This window comes from Flagellimonas sp. (assembly GCF_965222555.1).
Lineage (GTDB): Bacteria > Bacteroidota > Bacteroidia > Flavobacteriales > Flavobacteriaceae > Flagellimonas.
This window is the reverse complement of the sequence record NZ_CBDCUG010000001.1, coordinates 1-19,144: the sequence shown is the minus strand read 5'-3', so window position 1 is coordinate 19,144 and position 19,144 is coordinate 1. Positions and strand designations below refer to the sequence as shown.

At 36.3% G+C, this 19,144-nt stretch carries 19 protein-coding genes; 4 read left to right on the top strand and 15 right to left on the bottom strand.

Features of this window, described 5'->3' with window-relative positions:
- Positions 1 to 277 precede the first annotated feature (277 nt).
- The 4 genes from ACOQO1_RS00095 (at position 278) to ACOQO1_RS00080 (ending at position 3,917) form a co-directional block, all read left to right on the top strand.
- Positions 278 to 799 (top strand): hypothetical protein, encoded by a 522-nt coding sequence (locus ACOQO1_RS00095; RefSeq protein ID WP_420600856.1) that lies wholly within the window; start codon positions 278 to 280, stop codon positions 797 to 799.
- Positions 771 to 1,895, top strand: coding sequence for a hypothetical protein (locus tag ACOQO1_RS00090; protein ID WP_420600855.1), 1,125 nt, complete (start codon positions 771 to 773; stop codon positions 1,893 to 1,895). The genes ACOQO1_RS00095 and ACOQO1_RS00090 overlap by 29 nt, the downstream gene beginning before the upstream one ends.
- A 94-nt stretch (positions 1,896 to 1,989) precedes the next feature.
- On the top strand, positions 1,990 to 2,370 hold the full coding sequence (locus ACOQO1_RS00085) for a hypothetical protein (protein ID WP_420600854.1): 381 nt from the start codon (positions 1,990 to 1,992) through the stop codon (positions 2,368 to 2,370).
- Between the two features lie 8 nt (positions 2,371 to 2,378).
- Positions 2,379 to 3,917, top strand: a complete 1,539-nt coding sequence (locus ACOQO1_RS00080) for an FAD-dependent oxidoreductase (RefSeq protein WP_420600853.1) — start codon at positions 2,379 to 2,381, stop codon at positions 3,915 to 3,917.
- A gap of 81 nt (positions 3,918 to 3,998) precedes the next feature.
- Here the strand turns inward: ACOQO1_RS00080 and ACOQO1_RS00075 are convergent, their stop codons facing one another.
- The 15 genes from ACOQO1_RS00075 to ACOQO1_RS00005 all read right to left on the bottom strand — a co-directional run bounded on the left by ACOQO1_RS00075 (position 3,999) and on the right by ACOQO1_RS00005 (position 18,861).
- Positions 3,999 to 4,724 carry a CPBP family intramembrane glutamic endopeptidase gene (locus tag ACOQO1_RS00075; protein WP_420600852.1) on the bottom strand — a complete coding sequence of 242 codons (726 nt, stop codon included), beginning with the start codon at positions 4,722 to 4,724 and terminating at the stop codon, positions 3,999 to 4,001.
- 4 nt (positions 4,725 to 4,728) lie between these two features.
- The gene (locus tag ACOQO1_RS00070; protein ID WP_420600851.1) at positions 4,729 to 6,120 is read right to left on the bottom strand and encodes a hypothetical protein; all 1,392 of its coding nucleotides are present in this window, start codon (positions 6,118 to 6,120) and stop codon (positions 4,729 to 4,731) included.
- On the bottom strand, positions 6,117 to 7,145 hold the full coding sequence (locus ACOQO1_RS00065) for a glycosyltransferase family 2 protein (protein WP_420600850.1): 1,029 nt from the start codon (positions 7,143 to 7,145) through the stop codon (positions 6,117 to 6,119). The genes ACOQO1_RS00070 and ACOQO1_RS00065 overlap by 4 nt, the downstream gene beginning before the upstream one ends.
- Entirely contained in the window at positions 7,142 to 8,092 is a 951-nt protein-coding gene (locus tag ACOQO1_RS00060) for a lysylphosphatidylglycerol synthase transmembrane domain-containing protein (protein WP_420600849.1), read from the bottom strand. Before ACOQO1_RS00060 ends, ACOQO1_RS00065 begins: the two co-directional genes overlap by 4 nt.
- Positions 8,089 to 8,811, bottom strand: a complete 723-nt coding sequence (locus ACOQO1_RS00055) for a sugar phosphate nucleotidyltransferase (protein WP_420600848.1) — start codon at positions 8,809 to 8,811, stop codon at positions 8,089 to 8,091. The genes ACOQO1_RS00060 and ACOQO1_RS00055 overlap by 4 nt, the downstream gene beginning before the upstream one ends.
- 55 nt (positions 8,812 to 8,866) lie before the next feature.
- Positions 8,867 to 10,114, bottom strand: a complete 1,248-nt coding sequence (locus ACOQO1_RS00050) for a hypothetical protein (protein WP_420600847.1) — start codon at positions 10,112 to 10,114, stop codon at positions 8,867 to 8,869.
- A gap of 339 nt (positions 10,115 to 10,453) precedes the next feature.
- Positions 10,454 to 11,467 carry a glycosyltransferase family 2 protein gene (locus tag ACOQO1_RS00045; protein WP_420600846.1) on the bottom strand — a complete coding sequence of 338 codons (1,014 nt, stop codon included), beginning with the start codon at positions 11,465 to 11,467 and terminating at the stop codon, positions 10,454 to 10,456.
- Positions 11,464 to 12,084, bottom strand: coding sequence for a sugar transferase (locus ACOQO1_RS00040; RefSeq protein ID WP_420600845.1), 621 nt, complete (start codon positions 12,082 to 12,084; stop codon positions 11,464 to 11,466). The genes ACOQO1_RS00045 and ACOQO1_RS00040 overlap by 4 nt, the downstream gene beginning before the upstream one ends.
- A gap of 26 nt (positions 12,085 to 12,110) precedes the next feature.
- The gene (locus ACOQO1_RS00035) at positions 12,111 to 13,310 is read right to left on the bottom strand and encodes a glycosyltransferase family 4 protein (RefSeq protein WP_420600844.1); all 1,200 of its coding nucleotides are present in this window, start codon (positions 13,308 to 13,310) and stop codon (positions 12,111 to 12,113) included.
- Positions 13,279 to 13,788: an acyltransferase gene (locus tag ACOQO1_RS00030; protein WP_420600843.1), complete on the bottom strand. Its 510-nt coding sequence runs from the start codon at positions 13,786 to 13,788 to the stop codon at positions 13,279 to 13,281. Before ACOQO1_RS00030 ends, ACOQO1_RS00035 begins: the two co-directional genes overlap by 32 nt.
- A 56-nt stretch (positions 13,789 to 13,844) precedes the next feature.
- Positions 13,845 to 14,969 carry a glycosyltransferase gene (locus tag ACOQO1_RS00025; RefSeq protein WP_420600842.1) on the bottom strand — a complete coding sequence of 375 codons (1,125 nt, stop codon included), beginning with the start codon at positions 14,967 to 14,969 and terminating at the stop codon, positions 13,845 to 13,847.
- On the bottom strand, positions 14,966 to 15,721 hold the full coding sequence (locus tag ACOQO1_RS00020) for an O-antigen ligase family protein (protein WP_420601270.1): 756 nt from the start codon (positions 15,719 to 15,721) through the stop codon (positions 14,966 to 14,968). Before ACOQO1_RS00020 ends, ACOQO1_RS00025 begins: the two co-directional genes overlap by 4 nt.
- A gap of 451 nt (positions 15,722 to 16,172) precedes the next feature.
- Positions 16,173 to 16,871 (bottom strand): oligosaccharide flippase family protein, encoded by a 699-nt coding sequence (locus ACOQO1_RS00015; RefSeq protein WP_420600841.1) that lies wholly within the window; start codon positions 16,869 to 16,871, stop codon positions 16,173 to 16,175.
- Positions 16,868 to 17,461 (bottom strand): lipopolysaccharide biosynthesis protein, encoded by a 594-nt coding sequence (locus ACOQO1_RS00010; protein ID WP_420600840.1) that lies wholly within the window; start codon positions 17,459 to 17,461, stop codon positions 16,868 to 16,870. Before ACOQO1_RS00010 ends, ACOQO1_RS00015 begins: the two co-directional genes overlap by 4 nt.
- 149 nt (positions 17,462 to 17,610) lie before the next feature.
- Complete coding sequence (locus ACOQO1_RS00005) at positions 17,611 to 18,861, bottom strand: hypothetical protein (RefSeq protein ID WP_420600839.1); 1,251 nt, start codon at positions 18,859 to 18,861, stop codon at positions 17,611 to 17,613.
- Positions 18,862 to 19,144: the final 283 nt, after the last annotated feature.

Here is a 19,144-nt window from a genome sequence, read left to right as displayed (position 1 = left end):
TTTACGAATTGCTCTTTGCCATAACTCTTTTTAACGGGTTATATTATAACTTCATCGATTTTGCTGATAATCTTTTAACAAATGATGATAAATGCAATAAGTTTGTTAAAGACTTTTAACATTCTTGGTTTAAAAAATACAAGCCTTATTTGGTGATATTTTAGGAGAAACTAAGGATAATATGGATTCAATCAAAGAAGTGGAAATTGTTTGCTTTCCACCTACTCAATTTAAACAACATTACTAAACCTAAGATACAAATAAAAGATTTGTTACAATGATTTCAAAATATAAGAACATTTGGACCTTTCTTATTGTTGCCTTTTTTCTATTGGTGCCCTTTGTGGTCATCAAAACAATGGGAGCGGATTATGAAGTCTTTCCAGCTGCCATTTTTCCCGGTGGTGCCGGAAAAAAGCATATTGGGAAGGAAATTTCTTTGAACAGTATGGATTTATACGGAAAGAGCAAGGAAACAAACCAATTCGTTAAATTGAACAAGCGCTCTTTTTTAAAGAAGATCTACATCCATCATATGATTTATTTTATCACTCCGGACTATTTGGGTGCTTTGCCATATGACGCTGATAATGATACTATCCAAAATCCTTATACTCCATATGCGGATGAAGAGGATATGGAACAAACCAGAAATTGGGTAAGGAAAGGACTTTCAGAGCAAAACTGTGTTGATTCCACATTTTTGGTCAAGTTTACGGAAATAAAAATTGATAAAGAAACAAGAGAAGTGATTTCTAAAACAGTTAAAGATGAGCGGTACTTTGAGTTATATAGATAATTTCTTAGGGAATATTTTCGAAAGAATAAAAAGAAATAGTGCAGTTGACACTCAGTCGCTTGCCTACTTCAGAATTTTTATCGGCATATTCATGTTGGCCCATTATCTACCAGAATGGATTTGGTTTGGTGATGCCCCACAAGGCTTTTTTCAACCTCATATGTTTACGGCAGCCTATTTATGGGATGGTTTTTGGGATAAAAGCTTTTATGTGCTTTTAGACTCCTTGAACATTCTGCTGTTTATCATGGTCACTCTTGGTATTAGAACTAGGGTTTCTTTCTTGTTACTTTTTATAATAAACTATATTGGCTATAGTTTTGAGTTCAGTTTTGGTAAAATTGACCACGAGATACATTTATTCCTTATTGTATTGATTACATGTGTCTTTACCAATATTGGTACCAAATCAGCTTTTCTTAAAGACAAAAAGATAAATCCCAACGTTCAAAAATGGGCCTTGGCACTCTTAAGTATTTACATAGCCTTTGGTTTTTTTACCGCAGGGTTGCCAAAATTCCTCAGATGGGTTGATTTTAATGCTAACGAAATTGGGTTTCTGGATTGGTTTTACAAAGGCTTTTTTACATATGACAGAAGTCTTTTACTAGCGAAAAGCGTGTTTAAAACACCCTATATTGTCTTTGAGATTGCCGATCATTTGGCCCCTACAATTGAGTTGATAAGCTTTGTTTTTCTTTTAGGAAGCAAAAGGGCATGGAGAATTTATTTAGTGATACTTTGCTTTTTCCATATGGGAAATACACTTTTGCTAAATATAGAGTTCGCGCTGAACATTACCTGTTACGGAATCTTCTTGATAGGCCCGGTCTTATCCCACTTTAAATCATACTTTCCAAAAGGAAGAAAAGCAAAGAACATGCTTTTAGGTCTTGTAGCGGTTTTAGCAATTTACCAGGTTGGGAAACGGATTTATTATTGGGATTACACCTACGAAGTAGGTTATTATTCGGAAAAGTTTATAGTTGATTCCAATATTAGTATTGTGATGTGGATAATTACAATACTAATGGGGTTCTATACCATAAGAAAAAAATTGTATGAGAACCCTCAGACGGTAAAATCTTTATCTTAGCTCAAAATAAAATGTTATGCTGGCATAAATGGAGTATGAAGTCAAGTCGTCAGTCTTGGAAGTGTAGCTGCCTGACAATAACCAGCAGTAATCGATGAATAGAAGAAAATTTTTGACGATAACGGGAGCAGGAATTGTAGTTGCAACTTCCTGTTACCTATATTTATCAAAGTTTGGGCATAGGATTTTAGGAGATACGCTTTTTACGCCACAGGAGTTGGCCATTATTATGGACTCGACAGCTATCAAAACTATTGGAAAGGAATATACTGGTGAGCGGACAAATGAAGCAGATGAAGAAGAGCTGCTAAAATTATTGTCCAAATCGGGCATAGACAGCGAAACTAGTTTTGATAAATTAAGGGATGTTGTCCGTGACGATTTTAAAACAAATGAAACCATAATCGTAGATGGCTGGATTCTTTCTGAAACTGAGGCCCGCCAGAGTGCGCTGTTCGCGATTAAAAACTCATAAAGGGCTGTATGCATATTGATACCAGAACTTTAGACAACAATACAACCATTGAAGGCGATATCTGCATTATTGGGGCAGGGGCGGCAGGTATAAGCATGGCTTTGGACCTTAAAGGGACTCCTTATAAAACCATACTGTTGGAAAGTGGAGGTTTTGAATTTGAGCCAGAATTGCAAAAACTAAACTCAGGGGAGTTATCTGGGCAGAAGTACTTTCCCCTTCAATCTACTCGGTTACGTTATTTTGGTGGTACAACGGGCCATTGGACTGGTATGTGTTCCCCTATGGATACGCTAGATTTTTACACCCGAGATTATGTGCCATATAGCGGTTGGCCGATTACAAGGAAAGATTTGGTTCCTTTTTATGAACGTGCCCAAAAAACGTTACAACTTGGACCGTTTAATTATGATTATTCGTATTGGAAAGATGATAGACCCAATCTAATAGCCTTTCCACTTGATGAAAATACAATAAGGACTAAAATTTGGCAGATTAACCCTTCCCGTTTCGGAGGTGTCTACAAGGACACAATAGTAAATGCTCAGAATATTCATCTTTATACATATGCAAGTGTCATAAATATTAAGGCCAATGAAGAGGTTTCGACGGTAAACCAAATAGATATTACCAATCATACCGGCAAAAGATACAAGGTTAAGGCCAAGTACTTTGTAATGGCTTGTGGTGCTATACAAAATACTAGACTGTTACTTGTATCAAACAAACAATCCAAAAAAGGATTGGGTAATGACCATGATAATCTTGGACGTTATTTTATGGAGCATGTTGAGACCAAAGCTGGAGAATTGAGGCTTTTTAACACCTTTAAAACAGATTTATATTCTTGGGGTAAGACCAAGGCTGAAATGGCGCTGACAGAGGATGCACAGAGGAAAAATGGTGTTTTGAATGCCACGGTTTCCTTGGCACCGCTTAATTTGAGCAAACAGCTAAAACCTTTGATGGAGACATGGCAAGAAGAGGATCCCAGAAAAGCCATGGAAAATGCTGATAACAGATCATTTTTTAGTAAACTGGTTAGGCTAAAGACCAAAATATGGGAACCTACAGCTTTTAGTTTGGACTGTAATTTAGAACAATCTCCAAATCCAAACTCGCGCGTTACCCTCAGCAATGAAGTTGATGAACTAGGTGTTCCAAAACCACATTTACATTGGCAGTTGACATCTCTGGATAAATACTCGATAAGAAAAACCATTGAGGTTGTGGGCCAACAAATGGGCGCTGCAGGATTGGGAAGGGTAAGACTTAATGAGTTTCTTAGGGATGATAGTGACACTTCCTTTCCTGAAATTGTGAATGGTGGCTTTCATCATATGGGAACCACAAGAATGCATGAAAACCCCCAAAAAGGAGTGGTAGATTCCAATTGTAAAGTGCACGGAATTTCTAACCTATTTGTTGCGGGTTCGAGCTGTTTCCCAACCTCTGGGGCAGTTAACCCCACACTTACATTGATTGCTCTGACGCACCGCTTATCTGACCACCTGAAACAAAGACTTGGTAGCAATACTGGAGTGTAACCCCGGAAAATTTGTGTCAGTTCGACTCAAACAATATGTAACCATATAGTTAAGGGCACATGTCCACGAAAGATGTTTTGCTCACCTCATTCGAATAAGGTTTTGCACAACATTTCCTAGGTTATGGGAAATTAATGCCAAGATAATACTACCGCTCTTCATCGTAATCCAACCCCACACCAAACCTAGTAACATGGTATTGAAAAATGGGAACATTCTAAAACTAAGCCTAAACGACTCGTTTAATACCAGACCGTGGGCCATTCCAAAGAGAAGTGCTGTAACCACAATGGCTGGATGGATAAATGACCAACGTTGAGGTTTTAGAACTTGCACCAATAGGCCTAGCATAATACCACGGTAGGCAATTTCTTCTTCAATACCTGGCATGGTCAATTGATAGAGAATGGTTTCAAGATCCCAAGGCTTTGAGCTCCCAGTAAAGAAGCCAAGAGCAGACTGAAAAATTAAAACAACCACTACTACAAGTATACCGGTTTTTAGAAATCCCTTATCCTGTTTGGTGGTTAGATAGTAGTCTTTTAAACTAAACTTTTTGTAGAAGAGGACAAAAATAATAGAGCCGATGATCCCAAATGCTTTACCTGCCCAGTTCCATTGACTCGTAAAAATGTTCAGATTTTCAAATTCCAAGGGTAAATGTACTAAGATACCATTGATGAGAAAGAAAACTGAAAAAGCAATAAGCACTTTGATGTTGTTTACGCTTCTTTTTTTCAGTGCCCAAATAATTATGGGCAATACAACAAGTAAATGGATCAAATGTTCAGCTATGGTCTTTATCATGGTTTTATTGTGTTTTAGTTACCTCTTTAGGATGTATTTCCTCAAAGATCTCCACCGATCTCATGCACAACCTGAATGCTTTTCTTTTGTTTTCAAAATGGAATGGAATCATACTCAAGAAAAGGGAAGACTCTGTTAACCTGACCAATTCCATATCCAGTTTCATTTTGGAAACAAGTTTATCAAAATGATGGTTAAAATCCTTTAGGTAATCAAATTTTGAAAAATCCAGGGAGGCCTTCATTTTATTATTAAAAGATATTTCCACCATATTATTGATGATTAAGTCATACTTGCCATAGATGGAATGGGACAACTTGGCCATATCATAATATGGAGATCTCATTCCCTTATTTTCATAGCCCTTGGGATCAATTAATTTGATCTCCTTGTTTTGAGGTGAAAACAGAATGTTGGAAAAGCACAAATCTCCGTGGGAAAATATATAATCTTCTTTCTTATAGGTTTTTTCCTTATTTTTTAGTTTTTGCTCTATTCTAGTATGATGGTCTGTTATGGAAATTCCTTTATGATTTTCAATAAATGAGTTCAATTCATCGTAGTAGTCCAGTTTTTTTATTTGTTCCAGACGTTCCGCATTTTTTTGCAGGAGACTATTGAAAGAATCTTTAGAGTATTCAGCATCTACTTTCCTTTTGGCGTCCTCAAAATAATGTTGTATCAAAGTCAATAATAATTGAAAGGACTCTTGGGTAAGACTATTTGTTAAATATTGATTTGCAACATCCTTATAGTCATAGGATACCATTGAATATTCTGCATAGTCGGGTTCCTGTTTAAACTCAAATACTTCTACAAAATACTTTTGTAAGTGTCTGGGCACATGCTTAAGAAATTCGTACTCGGTCTTTAGCTTTGCTGAATTCGTGGATTTTTTTAGATATAAATCACCTACACTTTTAATATCATTGAAATGGCGAGAGTCATGACTATTGCTCAACAGTGCCTTAAGCTCCGGTAGCGAGGTAAGATCAAGGATGAAATCAGGAAACTTCACAAAATAAATGTCCTTTTCCCTACCGTCCATTAAGTACGAGACAAAGCGTTCCTTGCTTCCCTTGTATATAAAGCAGTTTTTATGGCCCCAAAAGGTGTTAATCATGGAATAGCTGGAAAACTTCAAGAACTTTGACAAAAATGACAAATCCTTGGCAAAAACGCTGGAGCTGAAAACCAAAACAATATTGGAAGCCGTATCCGGGTTAACAGATGGCGGGTTATCTATCATTTTGAGCTCTTGATGACGAAATAAATTTTGTATTCGCTCTTTAACGGTTTTGTTTCCAATACGTATTTCGGAGTATTTTGTGCTAACGGTATACTCCCTTATTTTATCGGACTCAATAAGACTATCAAAATAATATAACTCGGTCATTTTAAACAGGTTGAGATGTAGGTGAAAAACACCTTAAGTTTTCCGAATATATTTTTGCCCCAACTGGAAACCCCTTTGTCCCTTGGTTTTTCAATAACAGGGTAAAAATGCTTTGGTTTAACAATTTTGTAAATCATAAAGTCTAGCGTAAAATCATTTGGAAGTTTGTTAACATCTCCAATTAATTTTCGCTCTATCAATTTTGGCTGGCCATTAAACTCCCTAATGCGTTTAAGAGACAAAACACTCAAAGTCATTTGTAAGAGGGAAGTAAACAGGGCGTCCGAAAATGGTCTGTTCTTTCTTAGGGAAAAAATCGTGGCCGGTTCTTGCAATTTGTGCAATGACTCCATATGGGTTAAAAAATAGGAGTAAGCATCAAATTGCCTATCGGAATGATTCAATAAAATAAAATCTGCCGTACTTTTTTGGAAAGCTTGTTTTATGCCATAACCATAGCCTTGGTTTACTTTTACATCGACCAGTTCAATTTTCTTCTCAACATGGGCCAATTTTTCAAACAGTGCAGCCGACCCATCCTTTGATCCATTATTGACAAAAAGGAATTTGCGGACATGGAAAATTCGTTCCAACTTTTTTAAGTCTTCATATACCTTTAAAATATTTCCCTCTTCATTATAAAATGGAACAACGATGTCAATAGAGACATTTTTGAACGGCCCTGAAAACTTGAATACAAATTCCTCAATGGAAATGTTCTTATCATCAACATAATGACCTTCTTCTCCGCAATACGGTTTACCAAAAATGACATCGTCAAAATGAACATTGTTTTCTTCCAACCATTTCAAAGCTATTGGCCGGGTATGTTCATGTATTCTTTTAAGATCACCTTTTAGGGACTTCATATTCCTTGCGGTAAATATGGTTACATCAAATTTGTCTGTTGACTTGCTGATGGTGTCCTTTACAAGATTATTTACTGGTTTATCAGGATAATCCCTGCTTTTATCATCAATTGTGATCGTATTGTCTAAATCTATGATAAGTTTATTTTCTCTCATTTACTTTTTTTAAAAAAATTGATAGCAAAAAGAACAATTGAAATTAATAGTCCTGAGCCAAAAATGTAAATGGTATATGCTGTTGAAGCTACCAGATAATTATCAAATTGTCCATACAATAAAAATATAGTGTAGAATGACAACTGTACACCACCAAAACCAAGAGGTCCATTGGGAAGCAAGGAAGAGAACGCAATGAAAACCGTGAGTAGGACCAAAAGATCTATTCTAAAATCCAAAGCTTCAAAAAACATCAGTAAACTTAAAAGTTCAAAACTCCAAATCAGAATGGTAAACGAAAGAATGGATAATGACTTGGATTTTAGGACCTTTTTGGCCTCCCTTAGGTTCACCAAAAACTCATGCGAGAATTTTAGCAATGTAAAGCTAAAGGAGTTTTTGAAGCGGTACAACAGGCGCTTGTGAATGATCAAAACAGTGTCCTCCAAAGCAAGTACCGTTACCAACAATACCAACAAAACAAGCATTACCGTTACCAAAGTGTTTTGAATTTCCGGTACTTCCTCTGGGAAGATGAACAACCCCATTGAAAACAAGAAGGCAAGCGTGAAAAAATCGAAGAACCTTTCTATTATGATGGTATTGATAGAGGTAAACCCAGATTTAAAAACTTCCTTAAACCGTACAAACCTGTATGCTTCGCCAAGCTTAAAGGGCATTATAAGGTTTACCCCGTTAGTTTTGAACTGCTCTAAAAAAATACTTTTTAAACTAGCGTTTACATCTCCAGAAATTATATATAGTCGTAAAGAACGGATGCAATGGGAAATACAATAAAAACCAATGCAAAAGATGATTTTCCAATCGAAATAATACGTGGTCACTTCTCGAATATCCAAGCTCTTGATATCCAAAAAATCAACAACCAATACAATAAATACGATTCCTAATATTAAGGTGAATATTTTTCTGAAATAACGCATCATATTTTATGTTTGTTTGAAAAATATTCTTCTGGTGTTCCTAGAATGATGGTATCCATTTCATTCTTGTACACATACCCTTTTATTTTTTCGTTGTTTTCAAGCATTAGTTTATAGATGTCGCTTATGTACATTTCGTTGGTGGTTCTAATGTCATGGTAATATTTTGCATACACTTCTTTATTGCCAAATCCATAAAGACCTGTGGTGGCATAATTGGAAATGGGATCTTTTTCTGCAATTTTTTCTACCAAACCCTCGTCGTTCATTAACACAAAACTAAAATGGTTTCTGCTCTCTAAAAAAATGTCGATGGCACCGGCAAATCCACTGGTCATTTCTGTGGACATGGTTGCAACATCCCTGCCTCTTAAAATGGTATCCCCGTTGAAGAAGAAAATTGGATCTTGGTTATGGATGTGGGTGCATCCAATGAAACCAGTTTCTGCCTGTCCTTGGGTGTCAGGGGTGACCACTATGCTAAAATTGTTTTCAAATTTGGAGAGAATGGCCTCAATTTGGCCCACAAAACCCTGATGCTCTTCATTGATTACCAGGTGAAGGTCAACTGCGGCGGAAAAGTTAAACTCTAAAATACTCTTTTCCAGAATGGTTTGTCCATCCTCCAATTGCAGAAGATATTTTGGCAAGGTTATTTGTTGGGCGGTAAATCTTTTACCCTTTCCAGCCAGGCAGTAGATAAAATTAAATTTGGTGTTCATTGGTTTTTTAGATTTCGTTACCCGAATTAAGGGGCATTGAGGTTGATAGTCACTTTTATCCGCTTTGCGGATTGCATTTGCCAGTTTTGGTTAATGCAGCCATGCTTGTTTTTTTGAATTTGACGTCCGTTCTGATCAAATGAACAAAGCAACTGATCAAAACGATAACATTAAAAATCACATAAAGCTCGGATCTCATAAATTCCTTAACTCCTATATTGGTTTGTAGAATCATGTCCAATAATCTTATGATTCTGGGCATAAAGCAAAAAACAAGGGCGTATACATAAAAAAGTTTAAAATGCCTCATTTTGATTGCGAATGGTATCAATAGAAGAAATATAATGTAGTCGTGTCCAAAATGAAAAAAACCGAATAGGGAAAATAAAATGGAACCCAGAAAAACCGTTTTCTTATCAAGTTGATATTTTATGCAGACAAACGCAAAAAAAGCTACAAAAATGGCCAAAGTAATAGTAAGTATATTAACACCAATCAATGGAGCATCCGAGAGTTGTCCGTACAAACTCATCAAATCAGCAGGTCCTGACCCAATGGGATTGGCTGTGACACTGGTTGAAACGTTAAACGGCAGAAATACCGTTGAGATAAAATCCAAACCAAACTGTAAAGAATAAATTAATGGAAATATCAATGTAATAAGTCCACTCCAAATAACTGATCTATAATACCCCATGAGCAAGAAGCCAAACAATATGGGAATTGCAAAAGAGTATTTTATGGTTAAAAAAGACAAAAGAATAGGGAGTAGCACTCTATTGTCCCTGTATTTCCACACCAAATAGATTAGAAGTAATATCAGTAATGTTGATTGTCCGTTGGTAAATAAATTTATTAAGGGAAAACCAATAAAGAATGGGAGAAAAACAATGTTCATTTCCCTATACCCCAATTCAAAATCCTTCTTGATCAAGAACAGAAATAACAGTAGCATTGCAACATTGGTAAAAAACCAAACCAGTTTAAATGTTTCCCAGGGCATAGATCCAGCTGGTTGCAATAAGTAGTAGAGCTGAAAATAATAATTTGGTACACTTCTCATGAACCAATCCTCAAAATTCAACAAATAAAAGTTATAAAAATCGATGTTTTCCGAAAGCAGCTTGGCAGGATACCATTGGGCATCTTTACCGCTTGACTCTGGCAATACTCCTTTAAAAAAGCCGATCAATGTAGTGGAGAGTACCATTATGTAAAACACTATCTTGTTTACCAATGGATATTTGAGAGCAATTGCATTTTTTACCCAATCTTTCTGACTATTAGACTCTATACGTTTCATAATCTACAATTTGTTGGGGGTAAATTCTTTTTGGTTGTACTTAAAACCAAACTTTTACTGTACTAGTTTGACTTTGGAATCTGTATTTGAATGTGAAATTAGTGCATAGAATATTTTAAGGATAAAAACCTCTACCAATTACAGATTTTCCCGATATCGGGAAAACTGCATACTTGGCTTTTAAAAATCCTTAACATCTATATGTTGCTAAAAATCACTAAAATGAACAATTTGTGCGGTAAGTGGCAACCAAGGAAATTTCTTTACGCACTATTGAGTGCTTTGCCATAAAAATTCTGCATAACTCCATTATCTACAGATTTTTATGGTATAACTTTTTTATCTTCTAATGATTCTAAACAGTTTAATGGCGGGATACAACAGATAGCTCCGATTGAAAATAAATGTTAGCAATTGGTAGGCGGGGCTCCGGTAATCTGAAATGGACATGAATTTGTCCATTGGGTATGCTTCCAATGATTCAAAACTTTTGAGCATTTGTCTTAATTGATCGGCATCAATGTTCGATTTTATAAAACGGACAATAATTATAAAAACATAACGTTGCTGTTTGACATGCAAACGCCCAAGTGCGTCCATGTTTGTAATACCAGCTGCAATAAGTTTTTTTCTAAGCTCAAATAGTTTTTTAACGGAAAAGGATAAGTCTTGAAAATGTTGATTGAGATGATTGACCGATTTATTCCTCGTGATTGAGTTTGGAGATTTTCTGTACCTATGAATGTCGTAGTTGACGAATGCGGATTTTTTGGCTTTACTGAACAGGGTAGGGGTAAGGTAGGAATCCTGCACGAACTTTCTATCATAGAAAAAAGTGCCTGAGCTGTTATAAAATTCTCTTTTTGCAAAGTACCACCAGACCTCGGCTTTGTAATTATATGTTCCAATAAAATCAATTCCGTTCACCACGGCATCCATTTGAACCTCATCAGCGCTATGCTGGGATTTTGTCTCACTGGAATCCGTTACGTTTTTGGAAGAGAACCCAAGAAGGTCCAAATCATGTTCCTCCAACATTTGCATAAGTGTTCCAAAGGTATTGTAAGCCACATAATCATCAGCATCCAAGAAAAGAATATAGTTTCCGATGGCATGTTCGACCCCGGTGTTTCTTGCCGCACCATTTCCTTTATTTTCTTGATGTATAATGCTTATGTTTGGATGACTTTTGCCCATGTCCAGAACAATGTTTTCTGTACTGTCCGTTGAACCGTCGTTAACAACTAAGATTTGATAATCGGTTGCATCCATGTCTTGGGTTACACAACTTTCCAGACAAGTTTCAATATATTTTTCGGCGTTGTATGCAGGGATGACTATACTAAGTTTCATGCTTTTTCATTTGGATTAGCATTTCCTGTAAACAGGGGCATGGTTGCACTACCATCAGCGGAAATCCCTTCTGATATAAATACTTTTTTAATGGTCATTAGAAGGATTTTGATGTCTAGGCCAAAACTTTGATTTTCCACATAATAAACGTCGTATTCAAATTTTTGATCCCAACTAATTGCATTTCGGCCATTGACCTGGGCCCAACCTGTAACACCTGGTTTGACCAAGTGTCTTTTTTTCTGAAAATCGTTGTACAATTCCAGATATCCCACCATTAAAGGTCTCGGGCCAATTAGACTCATGTCGCCTTTTAAGACGTTGAACAGTTGCGGCAGTTCATCCAATGATGTTTTTCTTACAAATGCACCCACCTTTGTAATTCGCTTTTCATCAGGAAGCAAATTGCCATTGGCATCTTTTTTATCGTTCATGGACTTAAACTTCACAATGGTAAATATTTTTCCATTTTTACCCGGTCGTTTCTGAAAGTAAAAAGGGTGGCCATTATTGGCCATGAACAAAAGAATTGTTACCAGAATGAAAACCGGTGAAATAAGCAATAATCCAAATAAAGCAGCCAAAAAATCAAAGAAGCGTTTAATAGATTTGTACATAAATCAACTTGATTAAAATTGCTAGTTTATGGAGTTATGTCCAACGATTCCACGACATCTGCAAATTGCTTACACAATATGGATTTATCATATTTTTCCATGGCAAGTTTTCTGGAATTAACTCCCATTTCTTTGAGAAGTTCCGGCGACTCTTTGAGTTCCAACACTTTTTCCTTAAAATCTTCAGGTTGATCTGGCTCAACATAGATACCACATTTATGGTCTTCCACTAGATCCTTGGTCCAACCATTTGAATTCACGATTAACGGTTTCCCTGCGGAGAGGGAGTCAAATAATTTATTTGGAGAATTGGTGGCCAAAATTGGAATATTGCTAAAAGTAACCAAGGAAACATCGCAGATATTGACAAGTTCAGAAGTTTTTTCCATGTTGAATATCCCTAAGAAATGGACGTTACTGAGCTCTTGACTTTTAATTCTTTCCTCAATCAAAGATTGTTTAGATCCATTCCCAATGAATATGAATTCTACATCTTCATGCTCTTTTAATAAAAATGCAGTATCCAAGATAAATTCAATGGCATTGGCCTGCCCCAAAGCCCCAAAATAAATGATCTTGAAACTATTGGGTTTTAAGTTTAGTTGATGAACAAGGTCCATATTGGGCTCCCTGGGCCAAAATTTATCAATTTTGGACATATTTGGTATCATATCGACCTTGGATGCATCAATCCCTGTCTTTATCACACCTTCTTCCATTCCTGGAGACAGCGCAATTATATGGGATGCATTTTTATAAATGGTCTTTTCAAACCATAAGGCAATTTTGATGACCATTTTGTTTTTTAACCCTCCCATCTGAATGGGTACTTCTGGCCATAGATCTCTAACTTCGAACAAATATGGAATTTTCCGAAATTTTTTAAGAACAAGTGCTGGAAAACCAATGGTCAAAGGTGTTGAGGTAGCAATAACAAAATCTACCTCTTTTTGTTTTAGAGCCACAATGGTAGATCTGAACATGAAGTTGACAAAGGAGTTTAACCTTTGCCAAACCCCCATTGACTGGGAATATTGAACTCTTAACGTGATTATTTTTATCCCATCGACTACTTCTTGCTCCATGCTTTTATCAATAAATGGACTATATCTGATCACGGTAATCTCATGTCCATTTTTCATAAGTTCCAAGCTGTTCCAATATGATCTGGTTCCACCAGGTGTATGGGGCGTTTTAAAGTATTGATGGAGGTAGAGTATTTTCATCTTCAATTTTGGTTAATGCTTTTTTAGCTTCGGCTGGATTTAGGTTCCAATAATTAGACTTCTTTATGGTTGCAAAAAGGGAGTCGTCCAATCTTTTTTTATGAAATTTTGCAGGGCTTCCAAAATAGATGGAATTTTCTGGTACATCTTTATTCACAAAGGACATTGCACCAATTACGGCACCATCACCAATGGTTACTCCTTGTTTAATAATACAACCAGCTGCAATCCATACATCATTTCCAATTTTGGTTACTTTGTTGGATATACAGTGCTTGCTCAATCTTGGAGAAGTACTTAACCACCAATAAGAGTGCTGCATACCTCCAATTTGAACACCTGGAGCAATGGAGCAATAATTTCCTATCGATGTGTTGATGATAACCGTGTTACAGGCAATATAGTTCCCCTTTCCAATTTTAGATTTTGATATAAGAGAGTTATGGCTTATACGTGTGCTGTAATGAATAGAATTCATTTTTAATTTATTCTTTGGATAACTAAGAATAAACTTTAGTAAGAAGTAGATTTCTTTCATTTGTGCACAATTGATTTATAGATCTCCGAATATGCAGTTGCAATTCTTGTCCATTTGAAGACAGAGAAATCTAATTTTTCTACCTCGAAGGAATCATATTCCTTAATGGTTTGTCTAATACCATCTGAAATGGAATCAATTGATTTTGAATCTACATATGCCCCAATTTTTTCACTGAAAGAACCATCAATGCCCTGATTTTTGGAGCAAACTATGGGAAGTCCTTGAGATAAAGCTTCTATATATACCAATCCAAAGGTCTCGCTATGGGAAGGCATTGCAAAAATGTGATTGGATAGGTACACTTTCTGTAATTCTTTTTTGTCATAAATAGGGCCATGGTATTTTATAAAGTCCTTATGCTCCTCACATAATTCCAATACCTTGCTTTCATTTCCACCGCCTTTTCCAACTAAATCCAGCTCCAAATTCTTAAAATCACTTCTAAGGCTTACAATCCCCTCAATGAGGCTCTCCACATTTTTGTTGTTGTCAAACCTACCAATATATAGGACCTTATGGGGAGTTAACGACCTTACCTTATTGATATTGGATATCCAGAAATCATCAATTCCATTGAACATTACCGAGATTTTATCATTCAGGTCAAGCTGTAGCAATTTAACGTACTTATTGTTAAAAAATTGTTTTTTAAGAGCTTCACTTAAAAAGATGATCTTGTCGGCATTTGTCAATATATCCCTCATTAAGAACATCAGATCGGGTCTGTATTTTAAAAAGAGCGACACATCAGTACCTCTAATGGCAACAACATAAGGAATCCCATATTTTTGGTGAACCTTGTAAGCCAATGCGCCATCACTAAATAGGGTTGTTGCATGCGTCACTTCAACGGTGTTTAGGTCGCATTTTGATTCCAAACCCCGAAATAAAAAGTTGATTTTATTTCTGAATAGTATGCGATGATACTTTTTTAGTTGTTTGGAGTATACAATTTTGGATTCCCTCGTTTTAAAATCTATTGCATTGTTTCCAACAGGGGTATTGCCTCTAACCGGGTTGAATACAATTTGTTCTAGACCCAATTCATCAAGATGGGAGTATAAATTGGTATGGACCTTTGTCAAAGAAAAGTCATTGGATATATGGAGACATTTCATGTGTTTAGTACTTCAATTGGTTTTTGTCCGTCTTTTTGATTCAACATCTTATTGACCAATTTTGATTTAAGAGAGACAATGCACCCCATAATTCCAAATAAAATCCATAAATCAGTAATGTTTGAAGATTTCATTGCATTTAAAAATGCAAAAATGAACAACATTCCCAAAACATTTTCTTTGAATGATATTTTTCTGAATATTGAGATGAACAAAATTAGAAACAATATTAAACCAATAATTCCCAATTCAAAAAAGCACTCCAACAAAATGTTGTGGGGGTAAGATCTTCTATCAATTTTTTCAAAAAGAATTCCAAAGCTCCCAATTCCATTTCCAAACATAAATGTTGAAAGTTTCTCGAATGGCTGTGTAAAGGCAAAATCCAATCTGCGTACCCGTTCCAGTGCGGACCCATCTGCTCCTCCCACCAATGAGCCAAACCTGGAAAAAGTATTGTTCAGTAATGAATTAAAGGCGTCTTGTTTCATAAAATAAACTCCTGATGTTGCAATGAGAACAAATACAAAGCGTACTAAGTTCTTAGGTTGGAAATCACTGAACTTCTTCTGTGAAAACAAGTAGGCAACTGAAACAAGGATTGTAAATAATAAAGGTCCCCGGGCACTACTTGCAACTAATAGGCCAAGGGTAGTTATTTTAAAGATTATATGTTTTTTAAAATACAATAGCAAAAGAAATAAAATACCCAGTTGTATACCAAACACTAAATAGGACCCTCTTATGTTCATAAAAAGTTCGGTGCTAGCAGAGCTAACCTTCCATACTATGGAGTTCATATAAACAAAATATGCGGACAATGGCAGAACAACGACGCAATAAAGACGTATAAGCAAATTGAAGTTTATTCTTTTAATAAAAAATGGATAAAGGAAGTAAACCAAGTTGGCGACAAAAGCAAGGGTTTTATCCAATTTATAGCTAGCGGAGGGGGAGTAGATGTTTGAAAAAAACAACCAGGCATAAAACATAAAAACCAACATTATCACCCTATAGGAGAGAATATTGAAAGCTCCATTTTTCTTTCCAAGGTTTAATACGATATCCAATAGAGCAATAGCTAAGACAATAGGGGTTAGCTCTATCTTATGAAACAGTCTAATAATGATGGATATTAAACCTATTGTCCATAAAAAGAACAAGATATAGGTTTGATAATTCTTGCTAGCCGAATTTTCCATGCTATTCTCCACTTTTTGATTTTATAATTGTATGAATCACAATTAGGTAAATTGTATACGAAATAACCACACAAAAGCTATATCCCCTAATAAAATCCAAAAAATCAAGTTTAAAAACCGCTGCCATCATCCATAGTGACAATGCCATGAAAAGGAATCTGGAATATTGCCATACCGCATTTAATTTTATTTTCCCTAAAGGTATTAATGTTGGACCGCTGATAGGACTTACCACAATTTGCACCAAAAAAACCAAAGAAAGTTCTTTTGCAATTTTCCCAGTTAGCACCCAGTTTTCTCCAAAAATAAAAGGAATAAGTGATTCGCTAAAAAACCAAAGAACAACAAATCCGGGAATTGCTATAGAAAGCAAAAGGAAAAATGTTTTTAAAAAGGTATTGTAGGCAAGGCGAAAATTATCTTTGTTAACGTCTTCGGTTATCTTTTGAAAGTATATGCTGCTCACTGCTTGTCCCACAAAGGAGATTGGAGCGAGAATGACCATATTTGCGAGACCAAAAAAACCTACTTCAGATTTAGAATAAAAGAGACCTAGGAAAATCACTAGAATTTGTAGACTAATGACATTTATAAAATTTGAGGGCATGCTGTGCAATGGAAACTCCCTATATTTATTAAGTAAGTTTCGTAAATCTGTAAAAGTGAACTTTGGAAATTTATATTTTGACAGCCTAATCAAAAAAGAACACCTAAGACAATACCAAGGATTTTTCCAAGGGCAAGCCCAAAATCATTAGATCCTGCCAAAAAGTATACGGAGAACGCAAAAGCAAGGTATGATATAGACTCTACTATTTTGGCATAAGCCCGGTTCTTAAATTTCTTTTGTCGGGTAAACCATGCGTCCAACGTACTGAAAAGTGAGTAGGACAATATATATATAGGAATGTAAAATACAACGTTGTCTATTTTAAAACTCTCTACAAAAAAATCTTTAAACGAAAAAAGTATCAGTGTTGAAAGTAAGATGGTAAAAAGATTCACAAATAGAATCAAAATGACCAATTGTCTTGCCTTGTAATCTTCCTTTTCCAAAACAATTGCCTGCCCTAGCTTAAAATTACTGAACACCAAAAAAAGACTACACAGTGAAACCATACCGGTAATCTCAGCAAGCGCTTGTTCATTGTATACACGGGATATCAGTGGGCTAAAAATCAAAGGAATCAATTGGGCTATAAATACAACCCCGGCTTGGCCTACTATATTTTTTAGATAGTCTGTCCTAGAAAATACTTTTATTTTTGCGAATAAATTTGAAATTGACACTCCTTAATGGTATAGTTGTGGCAAAGATTGCTATTATTAAGTAGAAACTATTCGTAAAATCGATTAAACCATAGCAATTAGCGTTCTATTGCCCAAGATCGACCTAAATACTTAATGCAATTGCAATATGATTTGACACCTAGTAATTTTCAGGATAAACGGGTTTCCCATCGTTGAGTATCTTTCTGTTCAGGGGCGGCGATTCCAAAGGCTTCGGAAGTTTTATAACGGACTGTTTTTGTGCTGTAGTGGAGCTCTATCCTGTTCTGTACCTCCTCACTGAACCTTCCAAGGGTAATAAAATTGTGGAAACCTGCATCCCATTCGTTGGAGCCTCCCGAGCCGTCCACATTGGCAGTGAACTTCAAGGGGCTGTCCTCTGTCCATACCACTTTGTTCAGGGTATTGAGCAGTGCTTCAATGTCCTCGGCGTTCCAGTACATCCCATTTTCGTAGGCGGTGGTCCAGAAGCTCACAATGTCGGCCCCATGTGAGGTGTCCTGCACCCTTGAGCCTTCCCATTTGGAAGACCAGGTATATGCTGTTGGGAAATTGGGGTTGCTCTTCAACTTGTTCCTGAGGCTTGCTCCCGGATAAATGGGCAGGCCGGCAAAGGATATGTTGTCAAAGACCTCTTTGTATATGTTCTCCCCGGTGATGATATGGAGTTCCATTGCAATCCTAGCCCAATGTGAGGTCATGTGGGCGTTTACACGGTAAATATCACTTTGGTTACTGGACTTTGTGTACCATTTTTCCCAAATATGTTTTTTGGTGAACTCAAGAATGGCCTCGTACCTTTCTTGGTATCTTTCGGTGGCCCTGAGGTTTGGGGATTGGTACATTACCCTCAACAGTGTGGCAACATACCTGAAAAGGTAAGATTCGTAGAGGGGGACACCATTTCTTGCATAGCTATTGTTTTTAAGGTTTGTTACCCCCCATCCCTTATATTTTCCTCCACGCACATCCTTGGCTTTTCCAATACAAGTCTCTATGATGGTCAGTGCATCTTCAAGATATTCGTTGTCGCCCGTGGCCTGCCATATCTGGATGACCCCATCCAATTGCCAGGCCAGATAGTAATATTCTTGGCTGTTTCCGCCAGATTCAGCATAGAACATGGCTTTGGCCATACCAAAAGCATTTTTTCCAATACTGGGGTTGTCCCAAGCAGAGTCGAACTGCTCCTTCCAAAAATCAACACCTTGATCAATGTCAGCCTTGTTCTGAGAGTTCAAGTATGGGGAATCGATTAAGATAGATTCATTTATCGATTCCAGAGCAATTGATTCTCCGACATCTACGAAATCTTCTTTTATCAATAACGAATCTGGAAGTCGGTTTAAATCTTTACCAAATGAAAATAAACAGACAATAAAAACAAAAAGTGAAACCAACGTAACAATTTTAACAACACATGTTCACTATCACCTTTGAATAGTATATGGTGATAATAGATACACAAAGTTAAAATTGAATTATCTCATCCTTGGATTATATCCAATATTTTCGATTAACTACTAAAATAATGGATGGCTTGACCAAATAGAGTTTTATGCGTTTAGCAATCGTATTCCTAATATACCTAGTAATTTTCAGGATAAACGGGTTTCCCATCGTTGAGTATCTTTCTGTTCAGGGCGGCGATTCCAAAGGCTTCGGAAGTTTTATAACGGACTG